Annotated in this window: 14 protein-coding genes; 2 read left to right on the forward strand and 12 right to left on the reverse strand. The window is 72.0% G+C overall.

Annotation, left to right across the window (positions count from 1 at the left end; translation table 11 throughout):
- Positions 1-113: 113 nt before the first annotated feature.
- A complete protein-coding gene (gene rpe / locus ACWF79_RS25175; protein WP_361968619.1) occupies positions 114-797 on the reverse strand; it encodes a ribulose-phosphate 3-epimerase in 684 nt (227 codons plus the stop codon).
- 130 nt (positions 798-927) lie between these two features.
- Positions 928-2,349 (reverse strand): RsmB/NOP family class I SAM-dependent RNA methyltransferase, encoded by a 1,422-nt coding sequence (locus ACWF79_RS25180; RefSeq protein ID WP_453730403.1) that lies wholly within the window; start codon positions 2,347-2,349, stop codon positions 928-930.
- Positions 2,350-2,973: 624 nt separating this feature from the next.
- On the opposite strand from ACWF79_RS25180, the gene ACWF79_RS25185 reads away from it, so the two are divergent.
- Positions 2,974-4,212 carry an IS110 family transposase gene (locus ACWF79_RS25185; RefSeq protein WP_453730404.1) on the forward strand — a complete coding sequence of 413 codons (1,239 nt, stop codon included), beginning with the start codon at positions 2,974-2,976 and terminating at the stop codon, positions 4,210-4,212.
- A gap of 21 nt (positions 4,213-4,233) precedes the next feature.
- Here the strand turns inward: ACWF79_RS25185 and ACWF79_RS25190 are convergent, their stop codons facing one another.
- A complete protein-coding gene (locus ACWF79_RS25190) occupies positions 4,234-4,464 on the reverse strand; it encodes a hypothetical protein (RefSeq protein WP_453730405.1) in 231 nt (76 codons plus the stop codon).
- A gap of 142 nt (positions 4,465-4,606) precedes the next feature.
- Positions 4,607-5,539 (reverse strand): methionyl-tRNA formyltransferase, encoded by a 933-nt coding sequence (gene fmt, locus ACWF79_RS25195; RefSeq protein WP_453730406.1) that lies wholly within the window; start codon positions 5,537-5,539, stop codon positions 4,607-4,609.
- Positions 5,540-5,800: 261 nt separating this feature from the next.
- Between fmt and ACWF79_RS25200 the strand changes: the two genes are divergently transcribed.
- Complete coding sequence (locus ACWF79_RS25200; protein WP_453730407.1) at positions 5,801-6,319, forward strand: hypothetical protein; 519 nt, start codon at positions 5,801-5,803, stop codon at positions 6,317-6,319.
- 135 nt (positions 6,320-6,454) lie between these two features.
- Here the strand turns inward: ACWF79_RS25200 and ACWF79_RS25205 are convergent, their stop codons facing one another.
- The 8 genes from ACWF79_RS25205 to ACWF79_RS25240 all read right to left on the reverse strand — a co-directional run bounded on the left by ACWF79_RS25205 (position 6,455) and on the right by ACWF79_RS25240 (position 15,026).
- Positions 6,455-8,599: a primosomal protein N' gene (locus tag ACWF79_RS25205; protein WP_453730408.1), complete on the reverse strand. Its 2,145-nt coding sequence runs from the start codon at positions 8,597-8,599 to the stop codon at positions 6,455-6,457.
- Positions 8,600-8,723: 124 nt separating this feature from the next.
- On the reverse strand, positions 8,724-9,932 hold the full coding sequence (metK, locus tag ACWF79_RS25210) for a methionine adenosyltransferase (protein WP_361968607.1): 1,209 nt from the start codon (positions 9,930-9,932) through the stop codon (positions 8,724-8,726).
- Between the two features lie 212 nt (positions 9,933-10,144).
- Positions 10,145-11,428 (reverse strand): bifunctional phosphopantothenoylcysteine decarboxylase/phosphopantothenate--cysteine ligase CoaBC, encoded by a 1,284-nt coding sequence (coaBC, locus tag ACWF79_RS25215; RefSeq protein WP_453730409.1) that lies wholly within the window; start codon positions 11,426-11,428, stop codon positions 10,145-10,147.
- A gap of 88 nt (positions 11,429-11,516) precedes the next feature.
- A complete protein-coding gene (gene rpoZ / locus ACWF79_RS25220) occupies positions 11,517-11,789 on the reverse strand; it encodes a DNA-directed RNA polymerase subunit omega (RefSeq protein ID WP_005319902.1) in 273 nt (90 codons plus the stop codon).
- 70 nt (positions 11,790-11,859) lie between these two features.
- The gene (gene gmk / locus ACWF79_RS25225) at positions 11,860-12,423 is read right to left on the reverse strand and encodes a guanylate kinase (protein WP_453730410.1); all 564 of its coding nucleotides are present in this window, start codon (positions 12,421-12,423) and stop codon (positions 11,860-11,862) included.
- 49 nt (positions 12,424-12,472) lie between these two features.
- Positions 12,473-12,796, reverse strand: coding sequence for an integration host factor (locus tag ACWF79_RS25230; protein ID WP_026246651.1), 324 nt, complete (start codon positions 12,794-12,796; stop codon positions 12,473-12,475).
- A 284-nt stretch (positions 12,797-13,080) separates the two neighbouring features.
- Positions 13,081-13,917, reverse strand: a complete 837-nt coding sequence (pyrF, locus tag ACWF79_RS25235; RefSeq protein WP_453730411.1) for an orotidine-5'-phosphate decarboxylase — start codon at positions 13,915-13,917, stop codon at positions 13,081-13,083.
- Positions 13,914-15,026 (reverse strand): quinone-dependent dihydroorotate dehydrogenase, encoded by a 1,113-nt coding sequence (locus ACWF79_RS25240; RefSeq protein ID WP_453730412.1) that lies wholly within the window; start codon positions 15,024-15,026, stop codon positions 13,914-13,916. The genes pyrF and ACWF79_RS25240 overlap by 4 nt, the downstream gene beginning before the upstream one ends.
- Between the last annotated feature and the right edge of the window lie 27 nt (positions 15,027-15,053).

The raw sequence follows: 15,053 nt of genomic DNA on the forward strand, positions 1-15,053 counted from the left end.
TGCTGCCGTGCTGCTTCGTTCACACTCTGGACTCGCCGTTCATCCTGTCAGATCCGGCGGGTCCCGATCGGTCCTGTCCGCGCTCCGACGGACCCCGTTCATCTGCCGGAGGCTCAGTGGCCACACGCCCACGCCGCCGTGGCGGTCGCGGCGTCCGCCTTGGCGCGGAGGGAGCGGACGGCCTCGGCCGGGTCCTGGGCGCCGTAGACCGCCGAGCCGGCGACGAAGACGTCCGCGCCGGCCTCGGCGCACCGCTCGATGGTCGACTCCGCCACGCCACCGTCGACCTGGAGCCACAGCTCCAGGCCGTGCTTGGAGATCAGCTCACGGGTACGGCGGATCTTGGGCAGCATGATGTCGAGGAAGGCCTGCCCGCCGAAGCCGGGCTCGACGGTCATGATCAGCAGCATGTCGAGCTCGGGGAGCAGGTCCTCGTACGGCTCGATGGGCGTGGCCGGCTTCAGTGCCATCGAGGCCCGCGCGCCCTTCGCCCGGATCTCGCGTGCGAGCCGCACGGGGGCGGCGGCCGCCTCGACGTGGAAGGTGACGGACCCGGCGCCGGCCTCCACGTACTGCGGGGCCCAGCGGTCGGGGTCCTCGATCATGAGGTGGCAGTCCAGCGGGGTGTCCGTGGCCCGGGCGAGCGACTCGACGATCGGCACGCCGAGGGTCAGGTTGGGGACGAAGTGGTTGTCCATGACATCGACGTGCAGCCAGTCGGCTCCGTCGACGGCCTTCGCCTCCTCGGCGAGGCGGGCGAAGTCTGCGGACAGGATGCTGGGGTTGATCTGCGCCATGTGCCAAGCCTGCCATGCTCTTGGGCACTTCTTTGCCGCGAGGCGGTTTCGGACCCGGATCCGTGGGGTTTCGGACCCGAATCCGGGCCGGAAAGGCCAGACGTAACCGGCCTTTCCGACCCTTCGCCCCTCAGGCGGTACGGCGAAGCAGCGCCAGGTACATCGCGTCCGTGCCGTGCAGGTGCGGCCAGAGCTGGACGTCCGGGCCGTCGCCGAGCGCGGGGACGCCGGGCATCAGCGGGCGGACGTCGATCCACTCCGCCTCGACGGCCGGGCCGCCGCGCCCCTTGAGGACGTCCTCGACGACGATCCGGGTCTCGGCCAGGTGCGGCGAGCAGGTCGCGTACCCGACGATGCCGCCGACGCGGACCGCCGACAGCGCCTCGCGCAGCAGACCGCGCTGGAGGGGGGCGAAGCCGTCGAGGTCCTCCGGGCGGCGGCGCCAGCGGGCCTCGGGGCGGCGGCGCAGGGCGCCGAGGCCGGAGCAGGGCACGTCCATGAGGACCCGGTCGAAGGAGCCGGGCCGCCACGGCGGGCGGGTGCCGTCGGCGGCGATGACCTGGTACGGGCCGGGGTTGCCGGCCAGCGCGCGCTCGACGAGCCGGGCGCGGTGGGGCTGCTTCTCGGAGGCGAGCAGGGCGGCGCCGCGTTCGGCGGCCAGGGCGCCGAGGAGGGCGGCCTTGCCGCCGGGTCCTGCGCAGCCGTCGAGCCAGCGCTCGTCGCGGCCCTCCAGGGGCGCGTTGGCGAGGGCGATGGCGACCAGCTGGCTGCCCTCGTCCTGGACGCCGGCCCGTCCTTCCTTCACGGCCTCGATGGCGCCGGGCTCGCCGCCCTCGGCCATCCGTACCGCGTACGGCGACCAGCGGCCGGGCAGCGTGTCCTCGCCGGTCAGCTCGTCGGTGGTGGCCCGCCCCGGCCGGGCCACGAGCGTGACCTCGGGCCGCTCGTTGTCGGCCTCCAGGAGGTCCTCGATGCCGGCCCGGCCGCCGCCGAGGGCGTCCCAGAGCGCCGAGACGACCCAGCGGGGGTGGGAGTGGACGACCGCGAGGTGGTCCTCGGCGTCGTCCTCGTAGGGCGGGGCGACCTGCTCCACCCAGCTGTCGAGGTCCTGCTGCGAGATCTTCCGCAGCACGGCGTTCACGAACTTGGCCCGGCCGTCGCCGAGCACCACGCGCGCCAGCTCCACACTGGCCGAGACGGCCGCGTGCGTCGGGATGCGTGTGCCGAGCAGCTGGTGCGCGCCGAGCGACAGCACGTCGAGGACGGGCGGGTCGACCTCGCGCAGCGGCCGGTCGATGCACGCCGACACGATGGCGTCGTACGTCCCCTGCCGCCGCAGCGTCCCGTAGACCAGCTCGGTCGCGAGCGCCGCGTCCCGCCCGTCGAAGTCACCGCTCTCCCGGGCCTTCTTCAACAGCGGCGGCAGCACCAGGTTCGCGTACGCGTCCCGCTCGTCCACCGCCCGCAGCGCCTCGAAGGCCAGGATCCGCACGGGATCCTTCTTGGGACGCCGGTACGGCTTGGGGGGACGGCGACGTGCCTGCTCGCTCAAAAGGTGCTCCGCGTGAGAAATGACGAGGTCGAACCCTCTCAGCCTAATCCCTACTGAACACAGGCCCTGGGCCGCGACAGCGCTCAGGACCTTGTTCGAGCACCGAGCCCGCGACGTCTTCTCTCAGCCTGGCATCTGATGTCTCGACGTAGATCGACGCGCTGGACTCGGTGCTCCGAGTGGTGGCGGTCCTGTAGGCGCCGAACAGACGCCTAGACGTTGCCAGGCGGCTCGACGCCTCTGCTTAGAGCGGTGACGTTCGGCGTCTCCGTGGCCGCCACCACGAGCGGTGTTGGCGCCCGTCGGTGCTGGAAGCACGCCTATGACTCACCAGGCAGCGATGCCTATTAAGAGATCGGCGGCGTCCAGCACCGTCGTGTGTCAACACCTATCGACTTGATCACGCGTTGGGGTTGGTGGTGCGAGCCCATCGCACGGTGACCTCTCGATCCGCCCGAGCCCCCGAGCTCCCGCATAGACCGAGGCCCGTGGGGTGCGCTGGTGCCACGAACGGCTAGTGAGGTGGCGGCCCGACCGCGATGCGGTCGAGGCCTGGGATTAGGTCGCTGCGTGGCCCGCATGCGCTCGTAACCAGCGCAAACGCCGACCCTGGGGAGGGGAATCTTGATCTACTGCGGAATCGACTGGGCGGAACGAACCCACGACGTCGCCCTGGTCGACGACACCGGCCAGCTGCTGGCCAAGCGGCACATCACGGACGACGCAGCCGGCTACAAGATCCTGCTGGAACTGCTCGCCGAGTACGGCGACACCGCCGAGAACCCGATCCCGGTCGCGATCGAAACCTCCCGCGGCCTGCTGGTGGCGGTCCTGCGGACCGGCAAGCGCAAGGTGTTCGCGATCAACCCGATGGCCGCCGCCCGCTACCGCGACCGGCACAGCGTCTCCCGCAAGAAGTCCGACCCCGGCGATGCCCTGGTCCTGGCCAACATTCTCCGCACCGACATGCACGCCCACCGGCCTCTCCCTGACGACTCCGACCTAGGCCGCGCGATCGCCGTCCTGGCCCGGGCCCAGCAGGACTCTTTGTGGAACCGTCAGCAGCTCGCCAACCAGCTCCGGTCCCTGCTACGCGAGTACTACCCTGCCGCCCTGGCTGCCTTCGCCACCTGGACCAACGGCCTGTGTCGTCCCGAGGCCCGCGAACTCCTCAAGACCGCCCCGACCCCAACCCGGGCGGCACGCCTGACCCGCACCCAGATCCAGGCCGCACTCAAGCGAGCCGGCCGCAAGCGCGGCATCGAAGCCGAGGCCGACCGCCTCCGCGAGGTGCTCCGCGCGGAGTGGGCCCACCAGCCGCCACTGGTCGAGGACGCGCTCGGCAAGCAGATGCTCGCTCTCCTCATCCAGCTGGATGCCGCCTGCACCGCCGCCGACGAGCTCGCCGAAGCAGTGGAAGAGGCCTTCCCGCAGCACCCGGACGCCGAGATCCTGCTGAGCTTCCCCGGGCTCGGTATGCAGCTCGCTGCCCGCGTGCTGGCCGAGATCGGCGACGACCGCACCCGATTCGCCGACGCCCGCGGCCTGAAGGCCTACGCCGGCTCCTCACCCATCACCCGCGCCTCGGGCAAGAAGTCCGCCATCACCAGACGCTGGGTGAAGAACGACCGGCTCAACCACGCCGGCTACCTCTGGGCCTTCGCCTCACTCCGGGCATCCACCGGCGCCAATGCCCACTACCGACGCCGACGCGAACAAGGCGACTGGCACGCCGCCGCCCAGCGCAACCTCTTCAACCGCATGATCGGACAGCTCTACCACTGCCTCCAGCACCGTCGACGCTTCGACGAGAGTCTGGCTTTTCCGGCTTCACCCGAAGCGACAGAAGCTGCTGCTGCATAGATCGGTCGACGGAGCCGCCCCTCACTCAGGGATGACTAGCCCGCGGTCACGCAGCTGAGGCAGACAGACCTTCAGGCAGGCCTCCACCGAGGCCGCATCAGCGCGCACGAGCAGTTCCTCATGGAAGGGCGCCCCGTTCGCGACGAAGGTCCACGGCCTGACTCCATCACGCATGCGTTCCGCATCCGCCTTGAAGAGCACCGTGACGCCCTGCTCGGCCAGCGCCTCCATCACCCGCACAACATCGACCATCGTTCCACGCCACCCGTTCGAATAGGCAGGTCACGCTAACAGGCCAGCGGTGCGCGACTTGACGGCTTAGCAAGGTGAGGTGTCTACGTCCGCCGCTCAGGCCCGCGGAAAACGCCCCGTGACGACGTCGCGCCCCGCGCCGCTACGCGCCCACCCGCTCGCCGGGGGCGATGCGGACGCCGCGGGCCCAGTCGGCGGCCTTCATCGGCTTCTTGCCCTGGGGCTGGACCCAGAGGAGTTCGACGGCGTGCGAGCCGGTGCCGACGTACACGTTGTTCTTGCCCGCCGCGAGCTCGCCCGGTGCGAGGTCCGTGCGGTCGGGGACCAGCGCCGTCTGGATCAGCTTGAGGCGCTCGCCGCGGAAGACGGTCCAGGCACCGGGGGCGGGCGTGCAGCCGCGGACGACGCGGTCCACGCGGAGCGCCGGGGCCTTCCAGTCCACCTGCGCGTCCTCGACCTGGATCTTGGGGGCGAGCGTGATGCCCTCGGGCGGCTGCGGTACGGCCTTGAGCGTGCCGTCCTCGATGCCGTCCATGGTCGCGGCGAGCAGCCCGGCGCCCGCGAAGGCGAGCCGGGTGAGCAGGTCGCCGCTGGTGTCGGTGGGGCGGACGTCCTCCGTGATCACGCCGTAGACCGGGCCGGAGTCGAGCCCCTCCTCGATCTGGAACGTCGACGCGCCCGTGACCTCGTCGCCCGCCATCACGGCGTGCTGCACCGGCGCGGCGCCACGCCACGCGGGCAGCAGCGAGAAGTGCAGGTTGACCCAGCCGTGGGTGGGGATGTCGAGGGCGGCCTTGGGGAGCAGAGCGCCGTAGGCCACGACCGGGCAGCAGTCCGGGGCGATCTCGCGCAGCCGCGCGAGGAACGCCTCGTCGCGCGGCCTCGCCGGCTTGAGGATCTCGATCCCGGCCTCCTCCGCCCGCTCGGCGACGGGGCTGGCCACCAGGCGCCGGCCACGGCCCGCGGGGGCGTCGGGGCGGGTGACGACGGCGGCCACCTCGTGCCGGCCGGAGGCGAGCAGGGCGTCCAGGGCGGGCACGGCGACCTCGGGGGTGCCTGCGAAGACCAGCTTCACTCGGAAAAACCTCGCGTCTCGGGGCGGTGGGTACCTCCCTGCTCGAGCGGTGCCGAGAGCGTGGAGGAGGGCAGCGCACCAGTCTAGGGGCCGAGGCGCGAGGGGGCGTACGTGACGGCGAGCGCCCCGCGCATATGCGTGTACGCCCCCGCAGCGTGACCCAATCGACGGGTGGCGCGTTGGTCAAGACAGATTGACCGAAACGGGCCCGCCCTCGTCGTGGCCCGACCCCTTTTCCACGCCGGTTCGAGAGGCTTTCACATGGCCGACCACGCAACCCACGACGCCCAAGCCCGGGCAAGCCTGCATCTGTTGGTGCGGGACATCGAGCGGGTCCGGCGGCAGGTCGACGCACTGCGCACGCTCACGGCCCAGTTGGGCAACGTCTACCGCCCGCGCCGCTCCGGCCCGTCGACGGGTTTCGTCGTCTACGGACGGGCACCCGCCCCGACCGTCCGGCTCGCCCAGGAGCTGCGGGACAGTGTCGAGACCCTGGTGACGGCGGCGGTCGACTTCGACCGCTCGCTCGGGTTCTCGTGGGACGCGGTGGGCTCGGCGCTCGGGGTCACGAAGCAGGCCGTCCACCGCCGCTACGGCGCGCGCCGGTCGCCGCAGCCGGGTGTCGTGGTGGAGCAGGAGCGCGCACCGGAGCCGAGCACGACCCGCACCCTCCCAGTGGTCCCCCCGGCCCGCCCGATGCCGCCGCAGCCGGCCCACGCGAGCCAGTCCCTCCACGAGGACCCCCGCCCCCCGGCCTTCCCAGGCCCCCGCAACGGCTGACACCGCCCTTGCGGGCCGCGCCGCCCCCGGGTTGTGGGCAGGCGTTCCGCGTGGCGGAGCGGGTGGGCACCACCCACGACGGCGCCGCACCCGGGGTGACCGCGGGCACCGGGAGCCTGGGCCGCGGCGCGTGGGTCAGCCGATGTCCGGGGGGTCCACTCGGATGCGGACCGGCGCGTCGTTGCCCCGGGACAGACGGGCCGCCTGGGCCTTCTTGAGGGCGGCGGCCAGCGCCGCGCCGTTGCCCGGAGGCACCCGGATCAGGGCCCGTTCCCACTGCTCCCCCGGCGGCGCGTCGCCCGGTCGGCGCGGTCCGCCGGGGCGGACGACCGGGAGCGGCACCGGGCCCAACACCTCCGCGTCGCCCGGCAGTTCGGCGGCGCCGATGAACGACTCGACCGCGGCCGGCGGTCCCGAGACCGCGGCCATGCGGGACACCGGAGGAAAGCCGAGTTCCGCCCGCTCCGACAGCTCCCGCTGGGCGTGGCCGACCGGATCCCATCGCACCAGCGCCTGCACCGGCCGCAACGTCGGCTCGGCGACGACCACGACGGTGCCGCCCTCCCCCTGCCCCCGCACCAGCGACGCCGCGTCGATCCACCGCCGGAGCGCCTCCTCGCCCGCGCGCAGGTCGGGGCGGCCGAGCATGGCCCAGCCGTCGAGGAGCAGCGCCGCGGCGTACCCGCCCTCGGCGACCGGTTCGGCGCCAGGGGTGGACACGACGAGCGCGGGCCGCCCGGGCACGGTGTCCAGGACGTGGTCCCGGCCCGACGTCCGTACCGGCACCGCCGGGAACGCCCGGCCCAGCTCCTCCGCCGTCCGCCGTGCGCCCACGATCTGGGCCCGCAGCCGGACCGAGCCGCATTCCACGCACGACCAGTCCGGCGCGCCCCGCCCGCACCAGCCGCACCGCAGCTCCTGCTGCTCGGGCGCCTCCAGCGGGCCCGCGCAGTGCCGGCAACGGGCAGGTGTCCGGCAGCGCTCGCACGCCAGCCTCGGCACGTAACCCCGGCGCGGCACCTGCACGAGCACCGGGCCGGTCTTCAGGCCCTCCCGGACGGCCTGCCATGCCAGCGAGGGCAGCCGTGCGGCCCGGGCGGCCTCGTCGCGGGCCAGCTCGCCGTCCCCCACGGTCCGTACGAGCGGCGCGGCGAGCCGTACCTGGTCGCGTCCGGCGGCCAGCGGCGCGGCCCAGCCTGACTCCACGAGCTGCGCGGCCTCGACCGTGCAGCTGGTCGAGCCGAGCAGGAAGGCGCAGCGGTCGTGGGCGGCGCGCAGCAGCAGGACGTCGCGCGCGTGGGGCTGCGGGGCGTGCAGCTCGCTGTGGCTGCCGTCGCCGTCGTCCCAGATGGCGACGAGCCCGAGGTCCCGGACCGGCGCGAACATCGCGGCCCGGGTGCCGACGACCGCGCGCACCGAGCCCCGCCGTACCGCGAGCCACTGGGCGTACCGCTTCTCCGGCCCGGCCTCGGCGGTGAGCAGGGCGTGCCGCCCGGGTCCCAGGAGCGCCGTGAGCGCCGCGTCGACCCGCGACGCCGCACGACCGTCGGGTACGACGACCAGCGCGCCCCGCCCGGAGGCGAGCGTGGCGCCCACCGCGCGGGCCAGCTCCTCGGCCCAGTGGGGGCCCGGCAGGGCGTTCCAGACCGCTCGTGGGGCCGCACCGCGGGCCAGGGCGGCCAGGAACCCCGGCCCGCGTTCGTACCGCGTCCAGGTGCCCGGCTCGGGCGCGGCGGGCGGCGGCAGCGGGTCCGGGGAGGCCTTGCCCTCGGCGCGCGCGTTACGCGGCGGGATCGCCAGCTGCAGAACGTCCGCGAGGCTTCCCGCGTACCGGTCGGCCACCGCCCGCGCGAGCCCGAGGAGCTCCGCGCTGAGCACGGGCTCGGGCGAGACGACGTCCGCGAGCGCGGCCAGGGCGCCCTTGTAGTCCGACTCGGCGCGCCGCTCGACGAGGAACCCGTCGATCAGCCGTCCGCCCTCGCGCCGCCCGTCCCTCACCTGGTGCGCCCCCGCCCCGAACCGCACGCGCACCCGCACCCCCGGCTGCGCGACGGCGTCCAGCTCCTCGGGCACGGCGTAGTCGAAGAACTGGTCCAGGTGCAGCACGCCCTTGTTGACCACGACCCGCGCCACGGGCAGCTCCTTGGCCAGCGCGGCCCCCCGCCACGTCCGCGGCTTGGCCCTGGGCACCTGGGCCTTCCGCACGGTCTCCCGAATGAGCGCGAGCTGCTCGTGCGGCTCACCGGCCGCACCCTCGGGCGTCTCGTTCTCGCTGCTCACAGCCCCATACCTATCAGACCGTACTGACAAGCCGTCCCCGGCCGGATCCCCGGCATCCCGGACATGCGGAAGCCCGGCTCCCCCGAAGGGTGCCGGGCTTCCGATCAGGCGAAGCAGGCGCGGCCTACAGGCCCGCGGCCTTCTTCAGCGCGTCCACGCGGTCCGTCCGCTCCCAGGTGAAGTCGGGCAGCTCGCGGCCGAAGTGGCCGTACGCCGCCGTCTGGGCGTAGATCGGGCGGAGCAGGTCGAGGTCGCGGATGATCGCGGCCGGGCGGAGGTCGAAGACCTCGCCGATGGCGTTCTCGATCTTCTCGTTCTCGACCGTGTTCGTGCCGAAGGTCTCGACGAACAGGCCGACGGGCTCGGCCTTGCCGATCGCGTACGCGACCTGGACCTCGCAGCGCGAGGCGAGGCCCGCGGCCACGACGTTCTTGGCGACCCAGCGCATGGCGTAGGCGGCCGAGCGGTCGACCTTGGACGGGTCCTTGCCGGAGAAGGCGCCGCCGCCGTGGCGGGCCATGCCGCCGTAGGTGTCGATGATGATCTTGCGGCCGGTGAGGCCGGCGTCGCCCATCGGGCCGCCGATCTCGAAGCGGCCGGTCGGGTTGACCAGCAGGCGGTAGCCGTCGGTGTCGAGCTTGATGCCGTCCTCGACGAGCTGCTTCAGGACGTGCTCGACGACGAACTCGCGGATGTCGGGCGCGAGCAGCGACTCCAGGTCGATGTCCGAGGCGTGCTGCGAGGAGACCACGACCGTGTCGAGGCGGACGGCCTTGTCGCCGTCGTACTCGATGGTGACCTGGGTCTTGCCGTCGGGGCGCAGGTACGGGATGGTCCCGTTCTTGCGGACCTCGGTCAGCCGGCGGGAGAGCCGGTGCGCGAGGTAGATCGGGAGCGGCATGAGCTCGGGGGTCTCGTCCGACGCGTAGCCGAACATCAGGCCCTGGTCGCCGGCGCCCTGCTTGTCCAGCTCGTCCTCGTCGCCCTCGACGCGCTTCTCGTACGCCGTGTCGACGCCCTGCGCGATGTCCGGGGACTGCGACCCGATGGAGACCGAGACGCCGCAGGACGCGCCGTCGAAGCCCTTCTTCGAGGAGTCGTACCCGATCTCGAGGATCTTGTTCCGTACGAGGGTGGGGATGTCGGCCCACGCCTTCGTGGTGACCTCACCGGCGACGTGCACGAGGCCGGTGGTGATCAGGGTCTCGACGGCGACGCGGGACGTGGGGTCCTCGCGCAGCAGCGCGTCGAGAATGGTGTCGCTGATCTGGTCAGCGATCTTGTCGGGGTGACCTTCGGTCACGGACTCCGAAGTGAACAGACGACGGGACACAATGCTCCCTGGGGTTGCAGCGGCTGCTGGCTGAACAATGTCGGACGGCAGGGGGCTGCGCCCCGCGTCGTACCGAGAACAGTCTATCGGGCGTCATCAGGCATTGGGCCAGGTGTCTCGCAAGGTGGGAGCCCTGAGATCGCCGAATCCGGCCCCACCCGCCTCACGCACACCCATTCTCCTGGCCCGGAAGGACGGGAATCCCGGCGGATTCACTCGGCCGGGACGGTGAAATCCGGCCGGGAGTGAGATTTCCCCGAATTCTCCGCGGGAAGGGTCCGCAGACGTGGTGCGACGAGGTCCCAGACCGTTTCGGCGAGGGCTTCCTTCGGCCCGTACGGTACGGGCGTGTCGGAGCCGTCGGCCGCGAGGACGACGGCCTCGTTCTCCTCGGAGCCGAAGGTCTTGCGCTCGCCCACCTCGTTGACCACGAGCAGGTCACAGCCCTTGCGGCGGAGCTTCTCGCGACCGTTGGCGAGCACGTCGTCGGTCTCGGCGGCGAAGCCCACGACGACCTGGCCGGGCAGGGCACGGTCGGCGGAGATCTCGGCGAGGATGTCGGGGTTGCGGACCAGCTCCACGACGGGCGCCTCGACGTCGTCCCGCTTCTTGATCTTGCCGGTCGCGTACACGGCGGGGCGGAAGTCGGCCACGGCGGCGGCCATCACGACGGCGTCGGCGTCGGCCGCGGCCTTGAGGACGGCCTCGCGCAGCTGGACGGCGGTGCCGACGTGGACGACGTCGACCCCGGCCGGGTCGGGGATGCCGGTGTTGGCCTCGACGAGCGTGACCCGGGCGCCCCGGGCGGCGGCGGCCCTGGCGAGGGCGTAGCCCTGCTTGCCGGAGGAACGGTTGCCCAGGTAGCGGACCGGGTCGAGGGGCTCGCGGGTGCCGCCCGCGCTGACGACGACGTGGCGGCCGACGAGGTCGGGGGCGGCCGTGCCCCGGGCGAGGATCCGTCGGCAGACCTCGAAGATCTCGCCCGGGTCGGGCAGCCGGCCCTTGCCGGTGTCGACGCCGGTCAGCCGGCCGACGGCGGGTTCGATGACGACCGCGCCGCGGCGGCGCAGGGTGGCGACGTTCTCCTGGGTGGCGGGGTGCTCCCACATCTCGGTGTGCATCGCCGGGGCGAAGACGACCGGACAGCGGGCCGTGAGCAGGGTGTTCGTCAGGAGGTCGTCGGCGAGCCCGTGAGCGGCCTTGGCGAGCATGTCCGCGGTGGCGGGGGCCACGACGACGAGGTCGGCGCCCTGCCCGATGCGGACGTGGGGGACCTCGTGGACGGACTCCCACACCTCGGTGGAGGCGGGGTTGCCGGAGAGGGCGGACCAGGTCGCGGCGCCGACGAAGTTCAGCGCGGAGGCGGTCGGAACGACCCGTACGTCGTGGCCGGACTCCGTCAGCCGCCGGAGCAGCTCACAGGCCTTGTACGCGGCGATGCCGCCGCTGACGCCCAGAACGACCTTCGGCTTGGTCACCACTGCCACTCCCCGCATGTCGATGCGTACTCGGATGCGTACGCCTCCATCAGACACCACAGGCCCGGCGGATGTTCCGCCGGGCCTGTGGTGAGAAATGTCGCGCTTACTGAGCCGGGCCCTCGATGGCCTCGGAGGTCAGCAGACCCGCGTTGATCTCGCGCAGGGCGATCGAGAGCGGCTTCTCGTGGACGTGGGTGTCGACGAGCGGACCGACGTACTCGAGCAGGCCCTCGCCGAGCTGCGAGTAGTACGCGTTGATCTGGCGCGCGCGCTTGGCCGCGTAGATCACGAGGCTGTACTTCGAGTCGGTGGCCTCGAGCAGCTCGTCGATCGGGGGGTTGATGATGCCCTCGGGCGCGGTGATGGAAGAGGACACTCTCTTGCCTTCCGAAGAAACTTCTGGGTGGGCTGATCCGGGTGATCAGATCCAGGCGATCAGAAAATGATCAAACAACGTTCATCAAGGCTAGCAGCTCACGGGCCACGTCCTCGACGGAGGTGTTGACCAGGGTGGTGTCGAACTCCGTCTCGGCGGCCAGTTCGATCTTGGCGGCCTCCAGCCGGCGCTCGATGACCTCGGGCGACTCGGTGCCGCGGCCGGTGAGCCGGCGGACCAGTTCGTCCCAGCTCGGCGGGGCCAGGAAGACCAGCTGGGATTCCTTCATGGAGTCCTTGACCTGCCGGGCGCCCTGGAGGTCGATCTCCAGGAGGACCGGCTCGCCGGCCTCCAGCCGCTCCAGGACGGCCTGACGCGGCGTGCCGTAGCGGTTGCCCGCGAACTCGGCCCATTCGAGGAGTTCCCCGTTGGCGACCAGCTTGTCGAATTCGTCGTCCGTGACGAAGAAGTACTGGACACCGTGCTTCTCGCCGGGGCGCGGCTTTCGTGTCGTGGCCGACACCGAGAGCCAGACCTCGGGGTGGACCTTGCGCATATGAGCGACGACCGTGCTCTTACCCACCCCGGAGGGGCCGGAGAGCACGGTCAGCCGCGGACGTACCTCTGCTGCCATGCAGCGATTATTCCAGCTTTACGGGGGTGCCTGGGACGGCAGACCCGTCTCAGGCGCCGGTGGAGCCGAACTCGCGCTCCAGGGAGGCGATCTGGTTGGAACCGAGCCCGCGCACGCGCCGGCTCTCGGAGATGCCGAGTCGCTCCATGATCTGCTTGGCGCGGACCTTGCCCACGCCGGGCAGGGACTCCAGCAGCGCGGAGACCTTCATCTTGCCGATGACGTCGTTCTCCTGGCCCTGCTTGATGACCTCGTGGAGGGAGGCGCCGGAGTGCTTGAGTCGATTCTTGACCTCGGCCCGCTCCCGGCGAGCCGCGGCGGCCTTTTCGAGCGCGGCTGCGCGCTGTTCAGGGGTAAGGGGCGGAAGAGCCACGCCTACGTCACCTCGGATGTCGAACTGTCGGATACGGACCGGTGAGGAACCTGGTCGCCCCACACCATGGAGCAACGAACAACGCAGGGAACGTTGAACGCTGACTCTGCCCCGGAGACTAGCGGCCAATGTCTCTCCAGTCAGCGAGAACAAGCGAAAAGTCCTGGTCAGCATCGACCGACCAGGACTTTTCGGTCATAACGACCGGGATTTGCGTAAGGATCTTGTCAAGGAGTGAGACGGCCCTCACCTGCGGATTGGTCCGGCGGGGGTCTGCAGACCCGTCAACCGGTGACGGCCTCCCGGATTTCGGTCGCGTAGCGCTCCGCCGAGGCGCGCAGGGCGGCGGCGTCCGGACCGTGCTTCAGGACGCCCCGGCTGACGTTCGGGACCACGTTGCGGACCGCCGCGCCGAAGACCGCGGGAAGGTCGGCCGGGCTCGCGCCCTGGGCACCGAGGCCGGGGGCCAGGAGGGGCCCGTTGATGTCCAGGTCGAAGGAGGACAGGTCGCCCAGCGTGGCGCCGACGACCGCGCCGAAGGAGCCCATGGGCGTCTCCCCCGCGTTCTCCTCGGCCAGGTGGGCCAGCATGGTCGCGCCGATGGTCCGGCCGTCCTCGCGGACCGCCCGCTGGACCTCCGCGCCCTCCGGGTTGGAGGTCAGGGCGAGGACGAAGAGGCCGGCGCCGCTCTCCCGGGCCAGGTCGACGGCCGGCTTCAGGGAGCCGTAGCCGAGGTACGGCGAGACCGTCAGCGCATCCGAGAAGAGCGGGGAGTCCTTGCGGAGGAAGGCCTCGGCGTACGCGGCCATGGTGGAGCCGATGTCGCCGCGCTTGGCGTCCATCACCACCAGCCCGCCCGCGGCGCGCAGATCGGCGACGGCGCGCTCCAGGACGGCGATGCCGCGGGAGCCGAAGCGCTCGAAGAACGCGGCCTGCGGCTTGAAGACGGCGACGGTCTCCGCGAGCGCCTCGACGACCGTGAACGTGAAGCGCTCCAGGCCCGCGATGTCGTCGCCGAGGCCCCAGGAGTCGAGGAGGGCGGCGTGCGGGTCGATGCCGACGCAGAGCGGGCCGCGCTCGTCCATGGCCGAGCGCAGACGGGTTCCGAAGGAGAGAGTCACTTGGCTGCGGCCTTTCGGTTGTCGGCGCCGACGGCCTCGGCGAGGGTGGCGTAGGGGGAGGCGGCGAGGCGCGCCGCGAGGCCCTTGTGGATCGCGCGGGCGTAGAACGGGCCCTCGTAGATGAAGGCGCTGTAGCCCTGGATGAGCGTGGCGCCGGCCAGGATGCGCTGCCAGGCGTCCTCGGCGTTCTCGATGCCGCCGACGCCCACGAGGACGAGCCGGTCGCCCACGCGCGCGTGCAGGCGCCTCAGCACGGCGAGGGAGCGCTCCTTGACGGGGGCGCCGGAGAGACCGCCGGTCTCCTTGACCAGGGCCGGGTCGGACTTCAGGCCGAGGCCCTCGCGGGCGATCGTGGTGTTGGTGGCGATGATGCCGTCGAGGCCGAGCTCCAGGGCCAGGTCGGCGACGGCGTCGACGTCCTCGTCGGCGAGGTCGGGGGCGATCTTGACCAGGAGCGGGACGCGGCGGCCCGTGACGGACCGGTCGGCCGCCTCGCGTACCGCCGTGAGCAGCGGGCGCAGGGACTCGGTGGCCTGGAGGTTCCGCAGGCCCGGGGTGTTCGGCGAGGAGACGTTGACGACGAGGTAGTCGGCATGCCGGGCGAGGCGCTCGGTGGACTTCACGTAGTCGGCGGCGGCCTCGGCCTCCGGGACGACCTTGGTCTTGCCGATGTTGACGCCGACGACGGTCTTGAAGACCGGCACGCGCGCGTGGAGCCGCTCGGCGACGGCGGCGGAGCCCTCGTTGTTGAAGCCCATGCGGTTGATCAGGGCGCGGTCCGGGACCAGCCGGAAGAGGCGCTTCTTGGGGTTGCCGGGCTGCGCCTCGCCGGTGACCGTGCCGATCTCGACATGGTCGAAGCCGAGCATCGACATGCCGTCGATGGCGACGGCGTTCTTGTCGAAGCCGGCCGCGAGGCCGAAGGGGCCGTGCATCCGCAGGCCGAGCGCCTCGGTGCGCAGCTCCTTGTACCGGGGCGCGAGGACGGCGGCGACGAAGGTGCGGAGCACCGGGACGCGGGCGGCCAGGCGGATCCAGCGGAAGGCCAGGTAGTGGGCCCGCTCGGGGTCCATCCGCTTGAAGACGACGGTGAAGAAGAACGTGTACATGTGGAGTGTCCTCAGCAAGAGGGGGAC

This window comes from Streptomyces sp. NPDC054975, from assembly GCF_053609105.1.